Origin of the sequence: Micromonospora sp. DT53 (assembly GCF_049841535.1) — a bacterium.
Classification (GTDB): Bacteria; Actinomycetota; Actinomycetes; order Mycobacteriales; family Micromonosporaceae; genus Micromonospora.
Genome location: NZ_JBNCKM010000002.1, coordinates 995,893 through 1,020,758 on the forward strand (window position 1 = coordinate 995,893; position 24,866 = coordinate 1,020,758).

20 protein-coding genes and 1 pseudogene are annotated in these 24,866 nt (G+C 69.9%); 11 read left to right on the forward strand and 10 right to left on the reverse strand.

The window, feature by feature from the left end; all coding sequences use genetic code 11:
* Nucleotides 1–2: 2 nt before the first annotated feature.
* Together gyrA and gyrB are read right to left on the reverse strand one after the other, a co-directional pair.
* A complete protein-coding gene (gyrA, locus tag ACLQ3B_RS10475; RefSeq protein ID WP_425779494.1) occupies nucleotides 3–3,785 on the reverse strand; it encodes an intein-containing DNA gyrase subunit A in 3,783 nt (1,260 codons plus the stop codon).
* A gap of 130 nt (nucleotides 3,786–3,915) precedes the next feature.
* The gene (gene gyrB, locus ACLQ3B_RS10480) at nucleotides 3,916–5,862 is read right to left on the reverse strand and encodes a DNA topoisomerase (ATP-hydrolyzing) subunit B (protein ID WP_266304100.1); all 1,947 of its coding nucleotides are present in this window, start codon (nucleotides 5,860–5,862) and stop codon (nucleotides 3,916–3,918) included.
* A 520-nt stretch (nucleotides 5,863–6,382) separates the two neighbouring features.
* Here gyrB and ACLQ3B_RS10485 point away from each other — a divergent pair.
* The gene (locus tag ACLQ3B_RS10485; protein WP_238657701.1) at nucleotides 6,383–6,937 is read left to right on the forward strand and encodes a hypothetical protein; all 555 of its coding nucleotides are present in this window, start codon (nucleotides 6,383–6,385) and stop codon (nucleotides 6,935–6,937) included.
* Here the strand turns inward: ACLQ3B_RS10485 and ACLQ3B_RS10490 are convergent.
* Nucleotides 6,922–7,410 carry a MarR family winged helix-turn-helix transcriptional regulator gene (locus tag ACLQ3B_RS10490; RefSeq protein WP_425779496.1) on the reverse strand — a complete coding sequence of 163 codons (489 nt, stop codon included), beginning with the start codon at nucleotides 7,408–7,410 and terminating at the stop codon, nucleotides 6,922–6,924. The genes ACLQ3B_RS10485 and ACLQ3B_RS10490 overlap by 16 nt on opposite strands.
* Before the next feature lie 125 nt (nucleotides 7,411–7,535).
* On the opposite strand from ACLQ3B_RS10490, the gene ACLQ3B_RS10495 reads away from it, so the two are divergent.
* A complete protein-coding gene (locus ACLQ3B_RS10495; protein WP_425779498.1) occupies nucleotides 7,536–7,763 on the forward strand; it encodes a hypothetical protein in 228 nt (75 codons plus the stop codon).
* Nucleotides 7,764–7,772: 9 nt separating this feature from the next.
* Here the strand turns inward: ACLQ3B_RS10495 and ACLQ3B_RS10500 are convergent, their stop codons facing one another.
* The 6 genes from ACLQ3B_RS10500 to dnaA all read right to left on the reverse strand — a co-directional run bounded on the left by ACLQ3B_RS10500 (nucleotide 7,773) and on the right by dnaA (nucleotide 14,298).
* Complete coding sequence (locus ACLQ3B_RS10500) at nucleotides 7,773–8,384, reverse strand: DUF721 domain-containing protein (protein WP_425779499.1); 612 nt, start codon at nucleotides 8,382–8,384, stop codon at nucleotides 7,773–7,775.
* Nucleotides 8,374–9,507, reverse strand: coding sequence for a DNA replication/repair protein RecF (gene recF / locus ACLQ3B_RS10505; protein ID WP_425779501.1), 1,134 nt, complete (start codon nucleotides 9,505–9,507; stop codon nucleotides 8,374–8,376). The genes ACLQ3B_RS10500 and recF overlap by 11 nt, the downstream gene beginning before the upstream one ends.
* A gap of 16 nt (nucleotides 9,508–9,523) precedes the next feature.
* On the reverse strand, nucleotides 9,524–10,396 hold the full coding sequence (gnd, locus tag ACLQ3B_RS10510) for a phosphogluconate dehydrogenase (NAD(+)-dependent, decarboxylating) (RefSeq protein WP_425779503.1): 873 nt from the start codon (nucleotides 10,394–10,396) through the stop codon (nucleotides 9,524–9,526).
* Between the two features lie 39 nt (nucleotides 10,397–10,435).
* The gene (dnaN, locus tag ACLQ3B_RS10515; protein ID WP_124817404.1) at nucleotides 10,436–11,569 is read right to left on the reverse strand and encodes a DNA polymerase III subunit beta; all 1,134 of its coding nucleotides are present in this window, start codon (nucleotides 11,567–11,569) and stop codon (nucleotides 10,436–10,438) included.
* 212 nt (nucleotides 11,570–11,781) lie between these two features.
* Nucleotides 11,782–12,054: a hypothetical protein gene (locus ACLQ3B_RS10520; RefSeq protein WP_425779506.1), complete on the reverse strand. Its 273-nt coding sequence runs from the start codon at nucleotides 12,052–12,054 to the stop codon at nucleotides 11,782–11,784.
* 291 nt (nucleotides 12,055–12,345) lie between these two features.
* Nucleotides 12,346–14,298, reverse strand: a complete 1,953-nt coding sequence (dnaA, locus tag ACLQ3B_RS10525; protein WP_425779508.1) for a chromosomal replication initiator protein DnaA — start codon at nucleotides 14,296–14,298, stop codon at nucleotides 12,346–12,348.
* A 504-nt stretch (nucleotides 14,299–14,802) separates the two neighbouring features.
* Here dnaA and rpmH point away from each other — a divergent pair.
* The 9 genes and pseudogenes from rpmH to ACLQ3B_RS10570 all read left to right on the forward strand — a co-directional run.
* Nucleotides 14,803–14,940, forward strand: a complete 138-nt coding sequence (gene rpmH / locus ACLQ3B_RS10530) for a 50S ribosomal protein L34 (protein WP_007453904.1) — start codon at nucleotides 14,803–14,805, stop codon at nucleotides 14,938–14,940.
* Nucleotides 14,941–14,974: 34 nt separating this feature from the next.
* Nucleotides 14,975–15,391: a ribonuclease P protein component gene (rnpA, locus tag ACLQ3B_RS10535; protein ID WP_425779510.1), complete on the forward strand. Its 417-nt coding sequence runs from the start codon at nucleotides 14,975–14,977 to the stop codon at nucleotides 15,389–15,391.
* Entirely contained in the window at nucleotides 15,388–15,684 is a 297-nt protein-coding gene (gene yidD / locus ACLQ3B_RS10540; protein ID WP_425779512.1) for a membrane protein insertion efficiency factor YidD, read from the forward strand. Before rnpA ends, yidD begins: the two co-directional genes overlap by 4 nt.
* Nucleotides 15,685–15,686: 2 nt before the next feature.
* Nucleotides 15,687–16,676 carry a membrane protein insertase YidC gene (gene yidC, locus ACLQ3B_RS10545; protein WP_425779881.1) on the forward strand — a complete coding sequence of 330 codons (990 nt, stop codon included), beginning with the start codon at nucleotides 15,687–15,689 and terminating at the stop codon, nucleotides 16,674–16,676.
* 212 nt (nucleotides 16,677–16,888) lie between these two features.
* Nucleotides 16,889–17,506, forward strand: coding sequence for a protein jag (locus ACLQ3B_RS10550; RefSeq protein WP_425779514.1), 618 nt, complete (start codon nucleotides 16,889–16,891; stop codon nucleotides 17,504–17,506).
* Between the two features lie 4 nt (nucleotides 17,507–17,510).
* Entirely contained in the window at nucleotides 17,511–18,365 is an 855-nt protein-coding gene (rsmG, locus tag ACLQ3B_RS10555) for a 16S rRNA (guanine(527)-N(7))-methyltransferase RsmG (RefSeq protein WP_425779516.1), read from the forward strand.
* Between the two features lie 505 nt (nucleotides 18,366–18,870).
* Nucleotides 18,871–19,944, forward strand: coding sequence for a ParA family protein (locus ACLQ3B_RS10560; protein ID WP_425779518.1), 1,074 nt, complete (start codon nucleotides 18,871–18,873; stop codon nucleotides 19,942–19,944).
* Nucleotides 19,945–19,971: 27 nt separating this feature from the next.
* Complete coding sequence (locus ACLQ3B_RS10565; RefSeq protein WP_425779520.1) at nucleotides 19,972–20,985, forward strand: ParB/RepB/Spo0J family partition protein; 1,014 nt, start codon at nucleotides 19,972–19,974, stop codon at nucleotides 20,983–20,985.
* A gap of 1,735 nt (nucleotides 20,986–22,720) precedes the next feature.
* Nucleotides 22,721–23,087: pseudogene (locus ACLQ3B_RS10570) on the forward strand (hypothetical protein); the annotation flags it as partial.
* 776 nt (nucleotides 23,088–23,863) lie between these two features.
* Here ACLQ3B_RS10570 and ACLQ3B_RS10575 read toward each other — a convergent pair.
* Complete coding sequence (locus ACLQ3B_RS10575; protein ID WP_425779522.1) at nucleotides 23,864–24,865, reverse strand: D-alanine--D-alanine ligase family protein; 1,002 nt, start codon at nucleotides 24,863–24,865, stop codon at nucleotides 23,864–23,866.
* Between the last annotated feature and the right edge of the window lies 1 nt (nucleotide 24,866).

Consider the following 24,866-nt stretch of genomic DNA (forward strand, 5'->3'; position numbering starts at 1 on the left):
AACTAGTCCTGTTCGTCAGGCTCGTCGGCATTGCGAGCAATCGCCACGATAGTCACGCCGTCCGGGAGGTCCATCAGCTTGACCCCCATTGTGTTCCGGTCACGCGTACGGCGTACAGGCTTCACCGGAGTCCGAATGACACCACCGTTGCTGGTGATCGCGAACAGCTCGTCGTCCGGATCGATCACCACCGCGCCAACCAGACCACCGCGCCGTTCGGTGATCTTTGCAGTCAACACGCCCTTACCTCCCCGGCCCTGCACCGGGTATTCCTCGATCGGGGTCCGCTTCGCGTATCCCCCGTTCGTGGCCACCAGAACGTCCAAACCTTCCCGCACGACTTCCATGGCGAGCAGGACGTCGTCGTCCGTGAAGCGCATGCCGATCACGCCCGAGGTGGCCCGGCCCATCGGCCGCAACGCCTCGTCCGAGGCGTTGAACCGGATCGCCTGCGCCTTCTTCGAGACCAGCAGCAGGTCGTTCTCCGGCGCAACCAACGCAGCACCGACCAGCTCGTCCTCATCGCGCAGGTTGATCGCGATGATGCCGCCGGAACGGTTGGAGTCGAACTCCTCGAGCCGCGTCTTCTTCACCAGGCCGTTCTTCGTGGCCAGTACCAGATAGGGGGCTACCTGGTAGTTCGGGATCTCAATGATCTGCGCTATCTGCTCGTCGGGTAGGAAGGCGAGCAGATTGGCCACGTGTTGGCCCTTGGCTACCCTACTGGCCTCCGGCAACTCGTACGCCTTGGCCCGGTAGACACGGCCCTTGTTCGTGAGGAACAAGATCCAGTCGTGGGTCGAGCAGACGAAGAAGTGGCTGACGATGTCGTCCTGCCGCAGCGTGGCGCCACTGACGCCCTTACCGCCGCGCCGCTGCGAGCGGTACAGGTCGACCTTGGTCCGCTTGGCGTACCCGGTGCGGGTGATCGTGACGACCACGTCCTCACGGGCGATGAGGTCCTCCATCGAGACCTCGCCGTCGAACGGGATGATCTGCGTCCGCCGATCGTCGCCCCACTTGGCGACGATCTCGCCCAGCTCCTCCGAGACGATCCGCCGCTGCCGCTCCGGCTTGGCGAGGATGTCCTTGAGGTCGGCGATCTCGATCTCGAGCTTGGCCAGGTCGTCCACGATCCGCTGCCGCTCCAGAGCGGCGAGCCGGCGCAGCTGCATGTCCAGGATCGCGGTCGCCTGGATCTCGTCGATCTCCAGCAGCCGGATCAGGCCCTGCCGGGCGTCGTCCACGGTCGGCGAACGCCGGATCAGGGCGATCACCTCGTCCAACGCGTCCAGCGCCTTGCCCAGGCCGCGCAGGATGTGCGCCCGCTCCTCGGCCTTGCGTAGCCGGAACGCCGTCCGCCGGCGGATCACGTCGATCTGGTGCTCGACGTAGTAGCGGATGAACTGGGCCAGGTTGAGCGTGCGCGGCACCCCGTCGACCAGGGCCAGCATGTTGGCGCCGAACGTCTCCTGGAGCTGGGTGTGCTTGTAGAGGTTGTTCAGCACGACCTTCGCCACCGCGTCGCGCTTGAGCACAAGCACGATCCGCATGCCGGTACGCCCGGACGACTCGTCACGGATGTCGGCGATCCCGGCGAGCTTGCCCTCCTTGATCAGCTCGGCGATCCGCTCGGCGAGGTTGTCCGGGTTGACCTGGTAGGGCAACTCGCTGACGACCAGGCAGGGGCGGCCCCGCTTGTCCTCCTCGACCTCCACGACGGCACGCATCCGGATCGAGCCGCGGCCCGTGCGGTACGCGTCCTGGATCGCGGTCTGGCCGACGATGAGGCCGTAGGTCGGGAAGTCCGGACCCTTGACGATGCCGAGCAGGGCTTCGAGGGTGGTCTCCTCGTCCTCCTCGGGATTGTCGAGGCACCACTGCACCGCCGCGCCGATCTCCCGCAGGTTGTGCGGCGGGATCTTGGTGGCCATGCCGACCGCGATGCCCTCGGAGCCGTTCACCAGGAGGTTGGGGATCCGCGACGGCAGGATGGTGGGCTCCTTGGCCCGGCCGTCGTAGTTGTCCTGGAGGTCGACGGTGTCCTCGTCGATGTCCCGCAGCATCTCCATGGCGAGCGGGTCGAGCTTGCACTCGGTGTTGTGGCTGACGAAGCCGTCGGAGACGAACGAGTGGTCGTCGGTGTCGACCCGGACGCTGTAGACCGCCTGGACGCCGGCGTCAGTGATCTGCGCCACCTCGGCGTAGTAGAACCGACCGTCGACCAACGGCTCGACCACGTCGAGCACCTCGGTGTTGGTGATCCGGGCGGCGATCTCGTCGCGGTCCCGCTCCCAGCGCTCCACCCGGTCCACGTTGTGCCGGCGCAGCCAGTCCCGCTCGGTCCACCGGGTCGCGCCGTGCTCGCGGATGAAGTCACCGACCAGCGGCACGTGGTCGCTGGAGAGCGCGGTGCTGCTCGCCGGCACCTGGGCCAGCTCGGCGTCCAGCTTGGCCTGCTTGCGGCCGAGGAAGCCGACCTGCGCGGCGAAGATCCGGGCGTCGCGGCGGTTGGTCACCACGACCTTGATCTCGCCGCTGTCGTGGTGGGTCTGCCGGCTGATCACGCCGAACTCCAGCAGCAACTGCTGGACCTCGCGGGCCAACCGCTCACTGCGTGTCGAGTACGAAACCTGGATGGTGCTGCGCGGCAGCAGCGACGACGAACCGTCACCCTCGAAGAGCGCCTGGAGGAACGCGCGCTTGACCGCAGCCGGCCCCTGCCAGACGAACTCGGGAACGAACTTCGCGGCGCTACGCGCCCCTACCAGGTCACCGAGGAGGCTCTTGTTCAGCGCGGTGAGGTTCTGCACGTCGAGCTCGTGCAGGGTGCTGCCGGAGGCGATGACCCGCTCGCTGACGTAGCGCGGCCCACCGACGGCCAGGTCGTAGGCCGCGAGCACTCGTACGAAGAATTCGCGGTCGACGTTGTTGAACCCGGCACGGCCCTCGGAAACCCAACCTTCGCTGACGAAGGCGCCCGCGAGAACGGCCGCCTCGACGTGCTCCAGCATCGGGTAGCCGATCTCGTCCGGCACCGAGCGCTGGAGAACGACCCGGTCGCCCGGGGAGATCTCGGCCAGCAGCTTCCACAGCAGGGTCGGCACACCGGCGACGTCCACCAGGCAGAGCACCGGGTGGTTGTGGGTGCCGGACAGCTCGTACCCCTCGCGGGTGCGCAGCCGCAGCGTGGGGTGCTCGCCGGAGTGGAAGAACTTGGAGGCGCGGACCAGGTCGCCGTTGCGGTCGCGGACCTTGAGGTCGATGTCGGTCTCGCTGGACGGTGCCGCGTCCGGCACGACGTCGCCGATCCGCACACTGCCGTCGGCGGTGCGAATCCGGACATTTCCGACAACACAGTATCGCATCGCGGCAGCCGGGTCATTACCCGGCGAGCCGAAGTTGCCGTTGCCGTCGACCAGCGGGTAGCGCAGCGACCAGGGCTGCGCCATCCGGACCAGCGCGTCGTAGATCGCCGAGTCGCCGTGCGGGTGGAACTGACCCATCACGTCACCGACGACGCGGGAGCACTTCACGTAGCCACGGTCCGGGCGGTAGCCGGAGTCGAACATCGCGTAGAGGATCTTGCGGTGGACCGGCTTGAGGCCGTCCCGGACGTCCGGCAGCGCGCGACCGACGATGACGCTCATCGCGTAGTCGAGGTAGGAGCGCTGCATCTCCACCTCGAGCCCGACCGGTTCGATCCGGTCGTGCGCGACCACCGCGGCGATGGCCTCGGCGGGGACCTCGGGCTCGTTCGGTGTGGACTCGGGAGAATCGGTCACTGTATACCCTTATCAGACTCAGAGTCGTTTTCGTGCTGTGGATAACGGCTGTGGATACCGGCCAAGCTGTGGATAACTCTGTGGACCGCCGGATCGGCCGGGCGCTGCCCGGCCGACCCACCGCAGTCCGTCAGATGTCCAGGAACCGCACGTCCTTGGCGTTGCGCTGAATGAACGACCGGCGCGCCTCGACGTCCTCACCCATCAGCACACTGAACAACTCGTCGGCGGTCGCCGCGTCGTCGAGAGTGACCTGACGCAGGGTACGCGTCGCCGGGTTCATCGTGGTTTCCCACAGCTCGGGATAGTTCATCTCGCCGAGGCCCTTGAAGCGCTGAATGTCGTCCGGCTTGGCGTTCGGCTTCTTCTGCTGGCGCAGCGCGATCAGACCGTCCCGCTCGCGGTCGGAGTACGCGTACTGGGCGTCGTCGCCCTTCTTGTTCCACTTGATCTTGTAGAGCGGCGGGGCGGCCAGGTAGACGTTGCCCATCTCGACAAGCGGACGCATGAAGCGGAACAGCAGGGTGAGCAGCAGCGTCTGGATGTGCTGGCCGTCGACGTCCGCGTCGGCCATCAGCACCACCTTGTGGTACCGCAGCTTCTCCATGTCGAAGTCGTCGTGGATGCCGGTGCCCAGCGCGGTGATCAGCGCCTGGACCTCGTTGTTCTTCAGCACCCGGTCGATCCGGGCCTTCTCCACGTTGAGGATCTTGCCGCGGATCGGCAGGATCGCCTGGGTCCGTGGGTCGCGACCCTGCTTGGCCGAGCCACCGGCCGAGTCACCCTCGACGATGAACACCTCGGACTCGCGGGGGTCGGTCGACTGGCAGTCGGCCAGCTTGCCCGGCATCGAGCCGGACTCCAGCAGCGACTTGCGCCGGGCCAGCTTGCGCGCCTGCTGCGCGGCGATCCGGGCCCGGGCCGCCTGGGAGGCCTTCGTGATGATCATTTTGGCCTCGGCCGGGTTGCGGTCGAACCAGTCGACAAGCCGGTCGTTGCAGACGCGCTGCACGAAGCTCTTCACCGGGGTGTTGCCCAGCTTGGTCTTGGTCTGGCCCTCGAACTGCGGGTTGGCCAGCTTGACCGAGATGATCGCCGCGAGCCCTTCGCGGATGTCCTCGCCGGAGAGCTTCTCGTCGCCCTTGAGCAGCTTCTTGTCGGTGCCGTACCGGTTGACCACGCTGGTCAGCGCGGACCGGAAGCCCTCCTCGTGGGTGCCGCCCTCGTGGGTGTTGATCGTGTTGGCGAAGGTGTAGACCGACTCGCCGTACGACTCGTTCCACTGCATGGCGATCTCGAGTGACATGCCCTCCTCCTCGGCCTCGAACTCGACCACGGTCTTGTGGATCGGGCTCTTCGAGGCGTTGAGGTGCCGGACGAAGTCCGCGATGCCGCCCTCGTAGTAGAAGGTGACCTCGCGCTGCCGGCCGTCCTCCTCCTCGGCCACCCGCTCGTCGAGCAGGTGGATGCGGAGGGCGCGGTTGAGGAAGGCCATCTCCTGCAGGCGCCGGTAGATGGTCTGGAAGTCGAAGTCGACGGTCTCGAAGACGTCGGGGTCGGGCCAGAAGGAGACTGCCGAGCCGGTGCGGTCGGTGGTCTCGCCCTTCTCCAGCGGGCTCGGCTTGGAGTTGGTGTAGTGCTGCCGCCACACGTTGCCCGACTTGTGGATCTCGACGAACATCTTGGTGGAGAGCGCGTTCACCACGGAGACACCGACGCCGTGCAGGCCGCCGGAGACCGCGTACGCCTTGCCGTCGAACTTGCCACCGGCGTGCAGGATGGTCAACGCGACCTCGACACCCGGCTTCTTGAGCTTCGGGTGGAGGTCGACCGGGAAGCCACGGCCGTTGTCGGTGACCCGGACGCCGCCGTCGGCGAGCAGTACCACGTCGATGGTGTCGCAGTAACCGGCCAGCGCCTCGTCGACCGCGTTGTCGACGACCTCCCAGACGAGGTGGTGCAGACCGCGCTCGCCGGTGGACCCGATGTACATACCGGGCCGCTTGCGAACCGCCTCCAGCCCCTCGAGAACGGTGATCGACTCTGCGCCGTACTCCTGCTTGTCCTGCGCTGCCACCCTCGGCCACTTTCTCGCGTCAGCCACGCCGGTAGGGCGCGTCGGGCGCGGGTTCGGCGGACAGGACGCGACGTCGGCGCGCGGACCGGCGCCGGAGATCTCCGGACAGCGGGTCGAACGCGCCGGTCGCCGCGGTTGCCCGCGGATCGCGATCGGCTCGACCCGACGTGGAGAATGAATCTGGGCCATCGGCCCCGTCCCACTCCCGCACCGGGTCTTCGTCTCGCTGTCAATCCTACTGTGCGCGGAGGACAGAACCACCACTCGGCACCCTCAGCGAGGCGGCTGAGAAGTCCATAGCCGGCAGAACCCCATCGCCCACGACTCCCCCCACACGCCAGGCTCCCATCGCACGCGCCGCCCCGGAACGGGTTGACCCGCGGTCGGGCGGGTCGGGGGTCGCGGCCGAAGCGTCAGTGCCGTACGTTTGCGGCGCCCCGGAACCAGCCTTGATCTTTACCGGTTGGAACCGGGACGATCGACCCGATCGACCCGACACGTGCTCTTTAAGAGGTGACAGATGGGGCTGGACAACGTCGCGGTGCACTGGCCGCGGACCGGCCGCTTCTACGATCCGGTCGCGCCTGCCGAGTTCGTCGACTTCGGCGAGATCGTCGACCTGCCGCGCATTTCCGCGCCGACCGCGGCGCTGGCCGAGCTGATCGCGAAGACCGGCACCATCCGGGCGACCGCGTACACCGAGTTGGTGGATCTGCTGCTCGGTCTCGAAGGTGTGTTGTACGCCACAGACGCGGCCGCCGAGGACGAGGACCCGGTGATCGACCCGGACGGCTGCTCCTGGATCGCGAGCGGCATCGAGAGGTTCGTGGCCGCGCACCGCCCGAACGGCGAGGCGGTCACCTTCGAGTCGGTGAGCACCGTGCTGCGCTCGCTGCTCGGCGACGGTCGGCTGGCCGAGCAGCAGCTGCGCTGGCTGGAGAGCCGGCTCGACGCTCTGCGCGACGAGCGCGGTGACCCGCCGCAGTGGAACTTCACGTGCGCCGAGCTGGGCGTGCTGGCCGCGTTCTACCGACGCTGCGCCGAGCGCGGGTTCGCCGTCTACGCCGACGCCTGAGCCGCCCCGTCGGTCTCCGGGGTGGCCGGCCGGCTGGCGGCCGAGATCAACTGCGTGAGCACCGCGTGCAGGTGTTGCAGGTCCTCGACGGGCAGCCCGAGTCGCTGCACGATCGCGGCGGGGATCAGCTCTGCCTGACTCCGCAGCGCCGCGCCGCTCGCGGTGAGGGTGACGGCGAGGCTGCGTTCGTCGCTCGGGTCCCGTTCCCGGCGCAGGTAGCCGGCCGCTTCCAGCCGCTTGAGCAGGGGTGACAGCGTGCCCGGGTCGAGCTGGAGCAGGCGACTGAGGTCGCGGCCGGACAACGGCGCGTGCTGCCAGAGCGCCAACATCACCAGGTACTGCGGGTGGGTCAGCCCCATCGGTTCCAGGAGCGGCCGGTAGACGGCCACCACGCTGCGCGCGGCGACCGAGAGGGCGAAGCAGACCTGCTGCTCCAGGGCCAGCGGGTCGCCGCCGTCCGGTCGTTCGCTCATCGGTTGCCCTCTCTCCGCACGATGACTATCGTACCGATCATTGGTACACCAACCATTGGCGCCCCAACGGTCTCCTCGTGCGACGGGTGAGACCCGGCGAGGCGACGCGGGGAAGAGGGCGGCAGATGAGCGAGGACGACGCGGTCACCAGAGCCCAGGGCGAGGGTGGCCGACTGATGCGCTGGGCCTTCCGGCACCTCGCCGGACCGGCCGAGGGTGTGCAGGGCGCGGTGCAGGGAGGTTCGGCCGAGGCCCGCGAGGCGTGGAAACGCGACCTGGCCGAGCGCAAGCGCTTCACCCGGGAACAGCGGGAACGCAAGCGGGCAGCCCGCGAGGCCGACCGGCGCGGCTGAGGGGTCGACTCAGCCGTACGTGTCGCGCGGGCCCCGCCCGCGTACCCGGCGTGGACCCTTCCCCCAGGAAGGCGCGGCCGGGCCGTGAATGTGCAGTTTGCGTACCACGTTGTGGCCGACCTCGCTGGCGATCTGCTTGAGCAGCGAGCCGGCCAGCAGCCGCAGCTGGGTGGCCCAGGCGGTCGAACGCGCCTCCACGGTCAGCTCGCCGTTCTCCAACTTCACCGGCCGACTGTTCTGCGCGACCTCCGCGCCGACGACCCGCTCCCAGGCGCCGAACACGGTGGCCTCGGCCGCCGGCTGCTGCCAGCCACGCGCCTTCACCAACCGGTTGAGCACCGCGCTGAGTGGCTGCGGATCACGTGGGTCGGGGCCGGGGCCGGAGTAGCCGCGCAACCGCCGCCCCGAACCGCCGGCAGCATCGCCGCCGCCGGGGGCACGCCGGGCGCGGGCCGCCGCCTGCCGTCGCGACAGCGCCGCGTCGAGCACCGCACGGGCCAGCTCCGGCCCGCTGGCGGCCGCCGCCGGCTCACCGCCCGCCGATCCTCCCGCCGCCTTCGGAGTACGCGCAGCCGGGCCGTCACCTGCCGCCGGTCGTTCGGTGCGTGGCTCATCCGACACGGCGTACCGTCCCTTCGCCGACCTGGTAGCGGGTGCCGCGCAGGGCGGCCGGCACGTCGTCGTCCACCGCGCAGGTGACCAGCAGCTGGCTCGCCCCGCCCACCAGCTCCGCCAACCGCTCCCGGCGGCCGGTGTCCAACTCCGCGAAGACGTCGTCGAGCACCAGCACCGGCTCGATGCCGTCCGCGCGCAACAGGTCGTACCCGGCCAGCCGCAGCGCGAGCGCGAACGACCACGACTCGCCGTGGCTCGCGTACCCCTTGACCGGCAGTGGGCCGAGGCTCAGCGCCAACTCGTCGCGGTGTGGGCCGACCAGGGTGGTGCCCCGCTCGATCTCGGCGGAGCGGGACGCGGCCAGGGCCGCCGTCAGCGCCTCGGCCAGCGCGGCCCGGTCGGTGGTCGGCTCGGCCAGCTCGATCGAGGGTCGGTAGGCGATGCCCGCCGCACCCCGACCGGCGGCCACCGCGTCGTACGCCTTGGCCACGTGCGGGGTGAGCGCGGCCACCAACTCCAGGCGGCCGGCGAGCAACTCCGCGCCGTGCTGGGCCAGGTGGGTGTCCCAGACCGCGAGGGTGCCGAGGTCGCCGCCCCGCGACCCACCGGTCTTGCGGGCCAGGTACGCGGTGCGCAGCAGGGCGTTGCGCTGCTTGACGACCCGCTCGTAGTCGGCCCGCACGCCCGCGTAGCGGGGCTGCCGGTTGACCAGGAGGTCGTCCAGGTAGCGGCGGCGCTCGGCCGGGTCGCCCCGGACCAGCTCAAGGTCCTCCGGGGCGAAGAGCACGAGCCGGAGAGCCCCGAGCACGTCCCGGGCCCGCCGCGCCGGTGAGCGGCCCAGCCGGGCCCGGTTGGCCTTGCCGGGCACGATCTCCAGCTCGACCAGGAGCTCGCGGCCCTCGTGCACCACCGCACAGCGGATCACCGCGGAGGTGGCGCCCATCCGGACCAGAGGCGCGTCGGTGGCGACCCGGTGCGAGTCCAGGGTCGCCACGTAGCCCAGCGCCTCGACGAGGTTGGTCTTGCCGACGCCGTTGGCGCCGATCAGGACGTTCGCCCCCGGCTGGAGGTCGACGGCCACCCGCTCGTACGAGCGGAAGTCGACAAGTTCCAGCCGGTGAACATACACAGGTTGTGGATACCGCTCAGGACTTGTGGACGGCGTGGCCACCGAACTGCTGACGCAGCGCGGAGACGGCCTTCATGGCGGGCGAGTCGTCCTGCCGCGAGGCGAACCGGGCGAACAGCGACGCGGTGATGACGTTCAGCGGGACGGCCAGCCGGACCGCCTCGTCGACCGTCCACCGGCCCTCGCCGGTGTCCTCCGTGTAACCGCTCAGGTCGGCCAGCTCCGGGTCCTCGTCGAGCGCCCGGTCCAGTAGGTCGAGCAGCCACGAACGGACGACGGTGCCCTCCCGCCAGGACTTGATGACACCCGGCACGTTCGTCACCAGCTCCGAGGCGGCCATCAGCTCGTAGCCCTCGGCGTAGGCGTGCATCAGCCCGTACTCGATGCCGTTGTGCACCATCTTCGAGTAGTGCCCGGCGCCGACCGGGCCGGCGTGCACGAACCCGAACTCGCCCTCCGGCTTGAGCGCGTTGAAGATCGGCATCAGGCGGTCCACGTGCTCCTGGGAGCCACCGACCATCAGCCCGTAGCCGTTCTGCCGGCCCCAGACGCCACCGGAGACCCCGACGTCCAGGTAGCCGATGCCCCGCTTGTTGAGCCGCTCGGCGCGCGGCGCGTCGTCGCTGAAGCGCGAGTTGCCACCGTCGATGATGATGTCGCCCTCGCCGAGGACCTCCGCGAGTTCGTCGATGGTCGCGTCGGTGACACCGGCGGGCACCATGACCCAGACCGCTCGCGGGGACTCAAGCTTCTCTGCCAGGCCCGCGACGGTCGTGACGTCGCTGATCTGCGCGTTGTGGTCTAAACCGACCACCTCGTGCCCGGCCGAACGCAACCGCTCCCGCATGTTGCCGCCCATACGGCCGAGTCCTACCAGCCCGAGCTGCATGTGTTTCTACCTCCGTGGTTCTGGTGTTGCTGGGCGCGATCAGCGCGAGACGCGGATCGGCATGATGAGGTACCGGTACCCCGGAATGACCTCGCCATCCTCGCCGGCGGGAGAGATCACCGCGGGTTTGAAGGCGTCGACGAACGAGAGCACGGCCGTCTGGGCGCCCAGGTTTGCCAGACCGTCGATGAGGTACTGCGGGTTGAAGCCGATGGTCAGCGGGTCACCTGTGAAGGTGGCCTCCATCGCCTCGCTGGCCCGTGCCTCCTCGGAACCGCCGGCCTCGACCACCAGGCCGTCGGCGCTGAAGCTGAGCAGCACCGGGGTGGTCCGTTCGGCGACCAGCGCGACCCGCTTGACCACCTCGATCAGCGTGCTGACCGGCACCCTGGCCGCGGCGTTGTGCGTGGCCGGGAAGAGCGACCGCACCGGCGGGTAGTTGGCGCCGTCGAGCAGACGGCTGGTGGTGCGTCGGGTGCCGCCGGCCAGGCCGACCATGCCCTCGCCAGCGGCGCCCTGGGCGAGGGCGAGCGTGACCTCGCCGCCGATCGGGCCGAGAGCCTTGGCGGTGTCGTTCAGGGTGCGGGCCGGCACCAGGGCGTTGATGCTCACCTCGGGGTCGTCCGGCCGCCACTGGATCTCGCGCAGCGCCAACCGGTAACGGTCGGTGGCGAGCATCGACAGCGTGTCGCCGGACAGCTCGACGCGGACGCCGGTCATCATCGGCAGCGTCTCGTCGCGGCCGGCCGCGATGGCCACCTGGGACACAGCTGTGGCGAACGCGGCGGCGTCGACAGTGCCGGCGCTCTGCGGCATCTCGGGCAGCGCGGGGTAATCCTCCACAGGCATGGTGGGCAGGGTGAACCGGGCGCTGCCGCAGACCAACTCGAGGTGTGCGCCGACCGCGGCGATGTCGACCGGCTTGGCCGGCAACGCCTTGGTGATCTCGGCGAGCAGGCGGCCGGAGACGAGCGCGGCGCCGTCGGCGTCGCCCTGCACCTCGACGGTCACCTGGCTGGAGACCTCGTAGTCGAACCCGGAGACCCGCAGGTTGCCGTCGGTGACGCGCAGCATCACCCCGGCGAGCACCGGTACGGATGGCCGGTTGGGCAGGCTTTTCGCGGTCCACGCCACAGCCTCGGCGAGCGCGTCGCGCTCCACTCGGAACTTCATCAATGCCTCCGCGTCGACGTCAGCGACAACTCTCTCATGCCGACCGCTGCCTACCGTCCCGCCCGACCGTGCGGGTACCCATCGCACCTTAGGGCGCGGGGACATCGGCTGTGCGCCCGACCCCATGGATCGTGTCGATGCTGACCGGCTGATCCGACAGCGTTCGGCCCGATCCACAGAAAGCCCAACGGTGATGATTGGTTTTTGTTCTCTTAGAAGAGATAACTCATCGTCTTCATCGCACCTGTGCAAACTGTGGATAAGCCGAGTCTGCGCAGCTCAGACAGGTTATCCACCGGTGATTTATCTGTGGAGAACCGGGGGTACAACCGGCTTGCGTGTCCACAGCCCGACGCCGACGGCCGGTTGTCCACCGTTGTCCACCGGTTGTCCACCGGTAATCCACCGACTTTCTCCCCAAGCCTGTGGACGGCGGTGAAGATCACCATTGCCGTCATCCCCAGAACCTTCAACAGCTCGTACACAGGTTGATCGTTTTCGGTGGACAACCTGACCGTCGTCCCCAGGCGTCCACAGCTTCGTACACAGGGTTTCTCCACAGCCTGTGGGTAACCACGGAAAGACGGAACGTAGTTATCCACCGACGGTGGATAACGAGCTGTGGACAACGAGTGGCAGTCGAGGCGGTCACGGCCTCGATGCTGTGGCCTACACCATGTCGAGAGTCCAGCTGGAGGACCAAAAAAGAGCGCCCGGCCGGAGATCCGGCCGGGCGTGTCCCGGGCTGTGCACCGCCGCGACGGCGGTCGTACGCCTCAGCTGTTCTGCTTGATCCGGTTGGTCAGCTCGGCGATCTGGTTGTACAGCGAACGGCGCTCCGCCATCTGCTGGCGAATCTTGCGGTCGGCGTGCATCACCGTGGTGTGGTCCCGGCCACCGAACGCCTGCCCGATCCGGGGCAGCGACAGCTCGGTCAGCTCCCGACACAGGTACATGGCCACCTGACGGGCGTTGACAAGCACCCGGGACCTGGACTGGCCGCGCAGGTCCTCCAGGCTCACCCCGAAGTAGTCAGCGGTCGAGGCCATGATCTGGTCCGCGTTGATCTCCGGACCGGCGCCGTCGGGCATGAAGTCCCGAAGCACCTCCTCGGCCAGCGACAGCTCGACGGTCGACCGGGTCAGGCTGGCGAACGCGGTCACCCGGATCAGCGCGCCCTCCAGCTCCCGGATCGAGTTCGACACCCGAGAGGCGATGAACTCCAACACGTCCGGCGGGGCGTACATCCGCTCCTGCGCCGCCTTCTTCTGCAGGATCGCGATCCGGGTCTCCAGATCGGGCGGCTGGATGTCGGCCAGCAGCCCCCACTCGAACCGGGTTCGCATCCGGTCCTCGAGCGTGGCGAGCTGGCGCGGCGACCGGTCGGAGGTGATCACGATCTGCTTGTTGGCGTTGTGCAGGGTGTTGAAGGTGTGGAAGAACTCCTCCTGGGTGCGCTCGCGGTTCTCCAGGAACTGGATGTCGTCGATCAACAGGATGTCGACGTCGCGGTAGCGCCGCTGGAACGCGCTGGTCTTGTCGTCCCGGAGCGAGTTGATGAAGTCGTTTGTGAACTCCTCGGTCGAGACGTACCGGACCGAGCGGGCGTTGCCGAGCGTCGTGGCGTAGTGCCCGATGGCGTGCAACAGGTGGGTCTTGCCCAGCCCGGAGTGCCCGTAGATGAACAGCGGGTTGTACGCCTTGGCCGGCGACTCCGCCACCGCCACGCTCGCCGCGTGGGCGAAGCGGTTGGACGAGCCGATGACGAACGTCTCGAACATGTACTTCGGGTTGAGCCGGTTGCCACCGGTGTCGGCACCTGGCAACCGGCGGTCGTCGCGACCACCGGCCCGATGGTCCACCGCGCTGCGGCCCGGGCCGCTGTCCGTTCCGCTGTCCCGGGGGAGCGAGCGGATCACGTGCTGGTCGCGCGGTGACGCCGAGTCTTCGCGGTAGCGGGGCTCGTAGGGCCGGGTGTCCGGGCCGGGTGGGTCCAGGCGGGCGGCCTGCTCGTCGTAGCCGCGCCGGTCCGGACCCGGACGGGGCGGACGCATGGGCTCCGCGAAGGCGGCGCTGAACAACGCCTCCTGCCCGTCCCTGCTGGCCGGAATCAGCCCCGAGCGATGCCCGTCGACCGGCGGCGCGAGCGGCGGACCCGCCGGCGCGGGCGGCGCCACCTGATCGGGCATACGCGGTGCGGGTGACTGCTCAGGGATCATCGCGTCGGCCGACGACCGAGCACCCTGGTCGTCGTCGAACGACACGACGCCCGGGCCGTCGATGTCGAGCTGCCCGGTCTCCGGGGCGCTGCGGTAGACGGTGCCGGCCGGTCGGCCGGTGGCGTCCTCGGCCACCCGAACGGTGACGGCGACCTGGATCGGTCGGCCGAGCCGGCGGGTGAGGGCCTCGGTGATCGCCGGACGCAGCCGTGACTCGATGACGTCCCGGGTGAACGCGTCCGGAACGGAGAGCAGTGCGGTGTCCTCGACGATCGCTCGCAGCCGGGTCAGGCGGAGATAGGCACGCTGCTGGGCGGAGATGATCTCATCGGCGAGCTCGTCGGTCGCCGCTAACCACACTGCGGCAAGGTCGGTTGTACCGGCCACCGTCGTGCCACCCCCTCGCCTCTGCTCCCGGCCGCCGCTGTCTGCCAGCCGGCCGTCCCGGGCCCGCCGCGTTCGCGGGTGGAACAACACCCCCACCCGGACGGTCGACCGGTGGTCATCCACAAGTTATCCACAGCCTGTGTACCGACCGATTGTGGCCGCCGCCGGACGCGGGTGGCACCTGCCCCTGCCTGAACGGGCGCTGAAGCGGGTTCACCGTGCCGAACGATTCACTGCCTTGTCCGGTCTTGCCTGCGCGACGATCGGAGCTTCCGACGCTCACCGCAATCGGGCACGGTAACAGCGTTGTCCCTGCGCCATCAACCGGCGACGCCGCGGCGCCCTTGTCGGCATCAGCGAAAACCGCCCTCCGGCCTCGGGCGCGTCCCGTTGTCCGCTGCTCGGGGTGTTTGACGGTCATTGCACCCCTGCGTAGGCTGGAACGGTTGCTTTCTCGCCCTCTGCTAGGGTGATGGGTGCTTGCTGTCCGCGGTCGCATCCCCGCATCGCCGAGGTCCCGCTCCGCCGGACAGCACCGATCGTGGGCCACCGTCGAGGTGGCCTGGACCACCACACGACCCCGGCGATCCCGTCGCGCGGGGCGCGTACGAAAACGGAGAGCCTGACGTGAGCAAGCGCACCTACCAGCCGAACAACCGCCGGCGCGCGAAGACCCACGGCTTCCGGCTGCGCATGCGCACCCGTGCCGGCCGTGCCATCCTGTCGAGCCGTCGCGCCAAGGGTCGCACCACCCTGTCGGCCTGAGCCGACCGGGCCGGTCCAGGGGACGTGGGCAGTCGTGCTGGCCGCCGCGCAGCGACTGCGGCGTAGCACTGACTTCGCCGCAGCGGTTCGCGGTGGCCGACGCGCCGGACGTGGCGCCGTCGTGGTCCACCTGGCAGTGCCGGTGACCGCCGACCCCAGCACACCGACCTCGCCGGAGCCGGTACGGGACAACAGTGCGGAGCAGTCGTCCGTGCCGTCCCGTGCCGGCTTCGTCGTGTCCAAGGCGGTCGGTAACGCGGTGATCCGTAACCGGGTCCGGCGTCGACTGCGGGCGCTGGTCCGGGAACGGTTGACCGCGCTACCCGCCGGCAGCACCCTGGTCGTCCGAGCGCTGCCCGCAGCGGCGGAGGCGTCGTACCCTCGGCTCGCCACCGACCTGGACGCCGCCATCGCGGTCGCCCGGTCGCCCCGCGAGCGGCGGTCCCGATGACCGGCACCGAGAAGACCAGACCACACCCACGGACAACAGGTGCCAGGGTGCTGATCGCGCCCATCATCGCGTACCGTCGGTGGATAAGTCCGGCGCTGCCGGCCCGCTGTCGGTTCTACCCGTCGTGCAGTGCGTACGCCCAGGAGGCGATCGTTCGGCACGGCGCGCTCCGGGGAGCCACGCTGGCGGTCCGGCGGCTGTTGCGCTGCCACCCCTTTCACCCTGGTGGACATGACCCGGTGCCGGAGCCGGGCGGCCGCCGCCGTGCTGATGTGACTGGAGCCCCGAATTGAGTCTGAGTCTCGACTGGATCTACTACGCGATTTCGTGGATCCTGCTGACCTGGCACTCTGCCTGGGACGCCATCGGGGTGCCTGTCGGCGCGGTGATCGGCACCAACTTCGCCTGGATCCTGTCCATCATCTTCCTGGTGGTCACCGTCCGGGTGATCCTGTTCCCCGTCTTCGTCAAGCAGATCAAGTCGCAGCGGGCGATGCAGGCGCTCCAGCCCAAGGTCAAGGAGCTTCAGGAGAAGCACAAGGGTGACCGGGAGACGCTCCAGAAAGAAATGATGGAGCTCTACAAGAAGGAGAAGGCCAACCCGCTCATGGGTTGCCTTCCGATGTTCCTTCAGATCCCGGTCTTCCTGGGTCTCTTCCACACCTTGAAGCGACTGGACCCGGCGAACCAGGGCAAGACCCTGTACGGGTGGAGCGTCGACCAGTTCGAGAGCGCCTCGCAGGCGAAGCTCTTCACCGCCCCGATCGCCGGCAAGTTCGGCTCGACGGCCGACGAGTTGGCCCGTCTCGGCGCCACCGGCAGCACCGTCAAGGTCATCGCCGGCATCCTGGTCCTGGTCATGATCGCGACCACCTACCTGACCAGCCGTCAGATGATCCTCAAGACCGGCTGGGCCGAGGACCCGCAGCAGCGGATGATCCAGCGACTCATGCTCTACGGCATCCCCGCGTCGCTGCTGATCTCCGGCGCGATCTTCCCGATCGGCGTCATCATCTACTGGGTCACCAACAACCTCTTCACCCTCGGCCAGCAGCAGTGGGTGCTGCGGAAGTTCCCGCCGCCGGTGACCGCCAAGAAGGCCGTCGCCCCCGCTGCCAGCCGCAACCCGGTGCAGCCCGCCAAGTCCGGTGGCCTGTTCGGTCGTGGCAAGACGGCCCCGCCGGCACCGGTGAAGGCGGCCGCGCCCAAGGTGGCCGGGCCGAAGCCGGGCGCCAAGCCGACGAACAACCCGAAGAAGAGCCGCCCCGCCAAGCGGCAGGGCTGACCTGCGAGGGCCGCCGCCGGACCACCGGCGGCGGCCCGTTCCGCACCGCGCAGCCGCCGTACGGCCGGCGCCGGGTGGAACCGACCGCGCACCGCGCGGCCACGGGCGACACTGCCCGTACAGACGTGCCCGTGGGCACCGGCGACCTCCAGCCGGCCCCGGGAAACCAGTCGGACCCGACGGTCCGGCCGAGCGAGTACGGAGATGAGACCGTGACCGAGACCAGCATCCCCCGCGCCGAGCAGTCCCTGGACGAGGAGGAGACCACCACGCTCGCGGTGGACGGCGACGACACCGAAGCCGATGACACCGAGGCGGACGACGACACCGACACCGCCGCTGGCACCCGGGTGAAGAAGGCTGTGGGCGAGGGCGACCTGTTCCGGCAGAGCGAGATCGCCGCCGACTACGTCGAGGGCCTGCTCGACATCCTCGACTACGACGGCGACATTGACGAGCTGGTCGCCGCCGGCCGTCCGATGGTCGAGGTGGTCGGTGAGCGGCTGCAGAATCTGGTCGGTCAGCGCGGCGCCACCCTGGAGGCGCTCCAGGAGCTGACCCGCCTCGCCGTCTTCCGCCAGACCGGTACGCCGAGCCGTCTGCTGCTCGACGTCGGCGGTTACCGGGCGAACCGCCGCAAGGAACTCGCCGCGGTCGCCAAGAACGCCGTCGAGAAGGTCAAGGAGTACGGCGAGCCGGTTCGCCTGGAGGCGATGTCCGCGTTCGAGCGCAAGTGCGTGCACGACGTCGTCAACGCCATGTCCGGCGTGGCGAGCGAGTCCGAGGGTGTGGAGCCGAACCGGCGCATCGTCGTACGGCCGGCGGACTGACCGGGTGACCCACGACGACATCACGGCCGAGGCCGTGTCCGGCCCGGGCGGCACGCCGCCCGGGCCGTCCGCTGTCCGCCCCGCCACCTCCGCTGCCGATGCCGAACTGGCCGGACCCGACACCACCCCGTCGCCGGCCGACGCGGCGTTGCCGCCCGAGCTGGCCCCGGCCGCGCTCACCCTCTTCGGCGATCGTCTCGACCTGGCCGCCGCGTACGCCGAACTGCTGGCCACCGACGGGGTGGTCCGCGGTCTGATCGGCCCTCGGGAGGCCCCCCGCATCTGGGATCGGCACCTGCTCAACTGTGCCGCGGTCGCCGAACGGATCCCGTCCGGCGCGACGGTCCTCGACGTCGGCTCCGGCGCCGGTCTGCCGGGTCTCGTGCTGGCCATCGCTCGCCCCGACCTCACGGTCACCCTGATCGAGCCGCTGGCCCGACGGACGTCGTTCCTGATCGAGGTCGTCGAACGACTCGGCCTGGCCAAGTCGGTGCGGGTGTTCCGCGGTCGGGCCGACGAGGCGGCCAGCGGATCGAGCGGCCGGGAGCCGATCAGCGGAGACGTGGTGACCGCGCGCGCGGTCGCACCCCTGGATCGACTCGCGGGCTGGAGCCTTCCCCTGGCAGTTCGCGGTGGCCGTCTGCTGGCGCTCAAGGGGTCGTCCGCCGCCGCCGAGATCGAGGAGCACGCCGAGGTGGTGGCGCGACTCGGCGGCGGGGAACCGGCGGTGCGGCTCTGCGGCGTCGGGGTGATCGACCCACCCACCACCGTCGTGGAGATCGTGCGCGAGCGGATGGTCGGCCCTGCCCGCCCGGCGGCCAAGAAGCGCGCACGGGGCGGGCGCTCCCGCCGAGGGTGACACTTCGCGCCATCGGGCTTCCGGCCGGTGGGTTGCCTCGTTGTACCGGTACGGATGGACGAGGGGATGAGAACCCGACGTGGACCGGCCGCGCCCGTCCGCCGTAGGCTGACCGCGCGTCGATAGTGTGGAGCGGGTGACGGACGTCGCGGGTCTCCGACCGCTCCCGTGGGCCGTACGCTCCGGGTTGCGGGCGTGGATGCGGCCAAGTTGACCGGGGCGCGGACCGACCATCCGAAGCGGGCAGGGATGACAGGTGCATGACGGCAGGTACGACGATCCACGCGTGACCGGGTCGACAGGCGATCCCGTTTCACGTGAAACCGACTACCCGAGCTGGTCGCCCGGCGCGACCGGGCCATCGACCGGACCTACCGACAGCGATCCGCCGGCAGTGCTCGACCCGGCGTCGGGCGCCGGGCGGCCGGAGGGCTCGGCCGTTCCAGAGCCGGCGAGTGTTCGTCGGACGCCGGAGACGTCGAGTCGACCGGTCAACGCCGCCGACGTGCGGTCGACCTCGGGCCGCCGCAACACCTCCGCGGCGGTTCGCTTCGAGCCGGCGGTCCCGCACCAACCCACGGCGGCCGTCGTTCGGGACGCCGCACCGGTGGTCGCCGACGCGCCTGTCGCTTCGACCGAGTCGTTGGCCGCCGTGGCGGCCGACCCCACGTACGTTTCACGTGAAACCCCGACGCGCGAAGAGGATGACCCACCGTTGGCTATGGAGGCGATGCGCGCCGTGCAGATCCTGAATCCCAGTGGCGAGGTGACCATGCCTCGACCGGACCGGACCCGGGTCATGTGCGTCGCCAACCAGAAGGGCGGCGTGGGTAAGACCACCACCACCGTCAACCTTGCGGTGGCACTCGCCCTGCACGGCAACCGGGTGCTCGTGGTCGACCTCGACCCGCAGGGCAACGCCTCGACCGGGCTCAACGTCCCACACCACACCGGAATCCCCGACGTGTACGACTGCCTGATCAACAGCGTGCCGCTGGCCGAGGTGGCACAGGCGGTCGAGGGCATCCCCAACCTCTGGTGCGTACCCGCGACCATCGACCTGGCCGGCGCGGAGATCGAGCTGGTATCGGTGGTGGCACGGGAGTCGCGCCTGGACCGGGCGATCGCCGCCTACCCGGGCGAGTTCGACTACGTCTTCATCGACTGCCCGCCCTCGCTCGGTCTGCTCACGGTCAACGCCCTGGTTGCCGCGCAGGAGGTGCTGATCCCGATCCAGTGCGAGTACTACGCGCTGGAAGGGCTCAACCAGCTGATCAACAACATCAACCTGGTACGCCAGCACCTCAACCCGAAGCTCGACGTCTCCACCATCCTGCTGACCATGTACGACCGTCGCACCCGGTTGGCCGACGCCGTCGAGCAGGACGTCCGGAACCACTTCGGCGACAAGGTTCTCCAGGCGGTCATCCCCCGCAACGTCCGGGTCTCCGAGGCGCCGAGCTACGGCCAGTCGGTGATGACCTACGATCCCGGTTCGCGGGGTGCCACGAGTTACTTCGAGGCCGCCCAGGAGATCGCCGAGCGGGGCGTCAAGGAGCCGGTGGGCCGGAATGCGTAGTGCGGACGAATCGCTGGGAGGCGTGGCATGAAGAACCGTCCTCGGGGCGGTCTGGGTAGGGGCCTTGGGGCGCTGATCCCGACCGGGCCGGCGCCGGCCGCCGCTGGCACCGCGACCGCCGAGCCGGAGATCGAGCATGTGGACGACGCGGGCGGCGTCGCCGTCGCTGCGGTGCCTGCCGGAGCGCCGGTCCACGAGCCGGAGCCGGTGCTCAGCCCGGTGCCCGGTGCTCGATTCGCCGAGATCCCGGTCGACTCGATCATGCCCAACCCCAAGCAGCCCCGCCAGGTCTTCGACGAGGAGGCCCTGGAGGAGCTGAAGACCTCGATCCAGGAGGTCGGCTTCCTTCAGCCCATCGTCGTGCGGCAGCTCGACGACGAGAAGTACGAACTGGTGATGGGCGAGCGGCGCTGGCGGGCCGCCCAGGCCGTGGGGCGAGAGAGCATCCCGGCGATCGTTCGGGACACCCGTGACGACGCCATGCTCCGAGACGCTCTGCTGGAGAACATCCACAGGGCCAACCTGAACCCTCTCGAAGAGGCCGCCGCCTACCAGCAACTGCTGGAGGAGTTCGGAGCCACCCATGAGGAGTTGGCCCGCCGGATCGGCCGGAGTCGCCCGCAGATCTCCAACACGATCCGACTGCTGAATCTGCCCGCACAGGTGCAGCGTCGAGTCGCCGCCGGCATCCTGTCGGCGGGGCACGCCCGCGCTCTGCTGAGCCTCGACGAGGCGGAGGCACAGGAACAGCTGGCCCTGCGGATCGTGGCCGAAGGGCTGTCGGTCCGGGCGACCGAGGAGATCGTCGCCCTGGCACTGAACGACGGACCGGCGAAGGGTCAAGCCGCGAAGCGGCGACCCAAGGCGCACGCGCCGGCCCTGACCGATCTCGCAGACCGGCTGTCCGATCGGTTCGACACCCGAGTGAAGGTGGACATCGGCCGGAGCAAGGGCAAGATCACGATCGAGTTCGCGACGGTGGACGACCTTGAGCGGATCGTCGGGATCATCGGCGTACAGCAGGAGGAGGGCGGGGACTGAGCCCACCCCTCTCGCCCACGGCCGCGCTACCCGGAGGGGGCGCGGCCGTTCTGCATTCGGGTCGTCGACGTTTCACGTGAAACACGCGGCTGTCCCGGCCATCCGCGGAGTCGGCGTGCCCGATAGGACGGCATCGTCCTCGGCTTGCTCGGCCTGCCGGGCGTCATGTCGACCGCAGGGATGAAGACCACCGGACTACGTGGGTGGACAGCTCGCGCTGGCTCGCATGTCCGGGACCGCAACCCGCCGGCGCGCTCTGCCGAGGTAGCCGGCGGGCGACGGGTTCGTCGGAGGCGGCTGATCCATTGGACGCGAGCGCGGGCGGCGAGCGCGGACGGCGAGCGGCGGATCGGCGGACGCGGTGGAGGCGGTTGGCGGCGGGCGCGGGCAGCGAGCGGCGAGCGGCGGATCGGCGGATCGGCGGATCGGCGGACGCGGTGGAGGCGGTTGGAGGCGGGCGCGGGCGGCGGGCGCGAGCGCGGGCGGCGAGCGGCGGATCGGCGGATCGGCGGATTGGCGGATCGAGCGCACGGGGGCGGCGAACGTGGACGGCGAGCGGCGGATCGGCGGATCGGAGCACGAACGTGGACGGCGAGCGGCGGATTGGCGGACGCAGTGGAGGCCGATCGTGGGCGAGCGCGGCGGTGAGTGACGAGTCGATCCTCTACGCGGGCCGCAGAAGGCTTCGGAATGGTCCACTCGACCGCAACCACCCCTGCCCCGCTCCGAAGCGCCAGCGAGCCGCTGAGTGGCGCGTAACGCCCCTCCGTTGTGATCCTCGGGCGCGCCGAGGCATGTGCTGAGGTCCGTCAGGACAGATCGGCATGAGCGCGCCCAAGCCGAACCCGAGGGCACTGGGCGATTGGCTGCCCGGCGACGCCACCCTGAATGCTCGGTTTCACGTGAAACAGCGGCACCGGCTCCCGTGGCGTCGATCGAAACCGGCTGGGCGATGAGGCGAAGTCGCACGCCCCTCGGACGTGCGACAGCGGTGCTGGCGGTTGCGATCTCCCGCTGCGTCCAGAGGCGTCCAGAGCGGCCGGGACGTCCTGGCGTATCGGGCCGGGGGTTCGAGGCAGAGGCGGCGCCGCGAACGGACCAGCCAACAACGCCGACGCGTGCCCGAGCAGCCGCGAGTGGTCGGTCGGCGGGTGACCTGCCATGCCGGCTGCGGCATGCGATGCGATCGGAGCGCGCGCCCGTGTCGGTCTCCCGCCGGCGACCATCAATCTCGCCGGTTTAGCGGCTCGGCGACAACGACCGACCGGCCGAAAAGTTATCCACACCGGTTGTCCACAGGCACCCCCCGTTTCACGTGAAACAGCGCGTGGGAGCGGGTGTGAGCCTGTGGATGACGGCCTGTGTTCAGGATCTCGGCAGCCTGTGGATAACGCCTCTCGGTGCCCGCGCGACCACGCACGCCCGTCGGGCGGCGGGCACCGATCCGGTCGTCCCCGGACCGCTCAAACGGGTAGGGACAGCGGTGCCAGACTCGGTTAGGGTCAGCGTCGTGCACGACACCCCTCCCTCAGTCCCGGACTTCACCCAGTGGCCGTCATTTCCCTTCGAGGGCGACCTCCACGTGAAGCAACTCGATGATCCGGTCCCGGTCGAACCGCCCCGGAAGGGCGAGGGTCTCCGGGAATGCACCGCCTGCAATGCACCAGACGACGCCTACATCTGGGTGGGCGAGCGGTGGCGGGTCCGCGCCATGGACCGGCCCACCGGCCTGCCGATGGTGCTCATCCTGGAATCGCGGACCCACCTCGACCTCGGTGACCTGCCGAACCTGCTCGCCGCCGAGCTGGGGGTGATGACCGTACGTCTGGAGCGGGCCATCCGGTCGCTCGACGGCGTGGCGCGGGTGCACGTCAATCGCTGGGGCGACGGCTCGGCTCATCTGCACATGTGGTTCCTCGCTCGCCCGTACGGCCGCCTTCAGCTGCGGGGCACGTTCCTGTCCCTGTGGGACTCGATCCTGCCGCCGATCTCCGAGGCGCAGTGGCGGGAGAACCTGGCGCTGGTCGCCGCCTGGCTGGCCGAGTTCGGTGGCCGTCCGCTCGCTGAGCCGCCCCGCATCCAGTGGCAGGCGCCGTCCAGTCTGCTGGCGCAGTCCGCGGCCGCGGATGCCGCTGCCGCCGCGGAGGCTGCCTCAGCGGCCGCAGCCGGGGTTGAGACGGTCTCGGTCATCGAGGCAGCGGAGGAGATCCCGGAACCAGCGCTCGACTCCGCGTCCGATCCGGCCGTCGCCAACGGGGCGGCGACAGCGGACACGGACGTCGGTTCAACGGCGACCGCCGATGCCGACCGGACGCCTGAAGCTGCTCGGACGGCGATGGTCACCGGTCCGGAGACTGAGCCCGCCCGGACGACGTCCCCCACCAACCTGCCCGGCACCCCGGCCTCCGGCACCCCGGCCTCCGGCACCCCGGCCTCCGCCGGCCGGGACTCCACCACCGTCGCTCCCGGCAGCAGCGCAGCGACCGGCAGCAGCGCAGCGACCGGCAGCAGCGCAGCGACCGCGACGGAGGAGCCCAACGGCAGCGTCAGCGCGGCAGAGACGCCTACCGACGGACCCCACGTCGGCTTGGCGGAGGGAAGCGCCGACGATGCTTCCTCGGATTCCGCCAACCCGGCTGCCTCGGACACCGACGACGGAGACGCCGCCGGTGAGGCCGTCAGGAAGACCACTCCCGAGAACGGCGTCGGAGGCACCAGCACCCCGGGCGCAGCCGCGCCCACAACTGGCAACGACACACCCGACGCACGCGCGAACCGCTGATCGGGAACCGACCATGAGGTTGGGCTCGCACAGGCCAACCTCATGGTTCGGACCCCCGCGCGCGGTGCCGCTCGGTCCGACGCGTTGGCGGGTGGGTCAGTGGGTGGTGAGGCGGGCCGCTGCTCGGGCGACCAGGGTGCCGAGGAGTCGGCCGAAGTCCAGCCCGGCCGCCTGCACGGCGAGCGGAAGCAGTGAGGTCTCCGTCATGCCCGGCGAGACGTTGACCTCCAGCACGTGCGGCTGGCCGGCCGAGTCCACGATCACGTCGACGCGCGAGAGATCCCGTAGACCGAGCGCGGTGTGCGCGGCGAGGGCCACGTCAGCGACCGTGGCGGCCACCTCCGGGTCCAGTCGGGCCGGGGCGTGCCAGGTGGTCCGCCCAGCGGTGTAGCGGGCGGCGTAGTCGTACACGCCGTTGCGCGGCACGATCTCCACCGGCGGCAGCGCCTGCGGGCCGTCGCCGAGGTCGACGACGGAGACCGCCACATCCATCCCCGGCACGTACCGCTCCACGAGCGCGGTGGAGTAGTACGCGAAGCAGCCGACCATCGCGGCGGGTAGTGCGGCGGCGTCCCGGACCACCGCCCCGCCCAACCCGGACCCACCCTGCGCCGGCTTGACCATCAGGGGTACGCCCAGACGGTCGACGATCCGGTCCAGGACGGCGACCGCGCCAAGCTCGGAGAAGCGATCGTGCGGGAGCGCCACCCAGTCCGGGGTGGGGATGCCGGCCTCGCGGAGCACCGCCTTGGCCGAGGGTTTGTCCCAGGCGACCCGGGAGGCCCGAGCGTCGCAGCCGACGTACGGGATGTCGCACAGGTCCAGCACCCCGCGCAGTGAGCCGTCCTCGCCGGTCGCGCCGTGCAGCGCGATCACCACCGCGTCCGGCGGGTCGGCCGCGAGCGCCGGTAGCAGGGCCACATCCGCGTCTCGCAGCTCGGCCTCCACCCCGACGGCGCGCAGCGCGTCGAGCACCCGACGACCGGAGCGCAGCGACACGTCCCGTTCGTAGGAGAGCCCACCCGCGAGCACCACGACGCGCAGGTCGGCCGAGACGGCGGAATCGGTCACGAGGAGGTGCTCGGCGGTCGTACCCATG

What these genes read in the sequence shown, in the direction of transcription:
- ACLQ3B_RS10485 (WP_238657701.1), top strand. Translation starts at nt 6,383, where the DNA reads ATGGGGCTGGACAACGTCGCGGTGCACTGGCCGCGGACCGGCCGCTTC.
- ACLQ3B_RS10490 (WP_425779496.1), bottom strand. Translation starts at nt 7,410, where the DNA reads ATGAGCGAACGACCGGACGGCGGCGACCCGCTGGCCCTGGAGCAGCAG.
- ACLQ3B_RS10495 (WP_425779498.1), top strand. Translation starts at nt 7,536, where the DNA reads ATGAGCGAGGACGACGCGGTCACCAGAGCCCAGGGCGAGGGTGGCCGA.
- gnd (WP_425779503.1), bottom strand. Translation starts at nt 10,396, where the DNA reads ATGCAGCTCGGGCTGGTAGGACTCGGCCGTATGGGCGGCAACATGCGG.
- dnaN (WP_124817404.1), bottom strand. Translation starts at nt 11,569, where the DNA reads ATGAAGTTCCGAGTGGAGCGCGACGCGCTCGCCGAGGCTGTGGCGTGG.
- yidD (WP_425779512.1), top strand. Translation starts at nt 15,388, where the DNA reads ATGACCGGCACCGAGAAGACCAGACCACACCCACGGACAACAGGTGCC.
- ACLQ3B_RS10565 (WP_425779520.1), top strand. Translation starts at nt 19,972, where the DNA reads ATGAAGAACCGTCCTCGGGGCGGTCTGGGTAGGGGCCTTGGGGCGCTG.
- ACLQ3B_RS10575 (WP_425779522.1), bottom strand. Translation starts at nt 24,865, where the DNA reads ATGGGTACGACCGCCGAGCACCTCCTCGTGACCGATTCCGCCGTCTCG.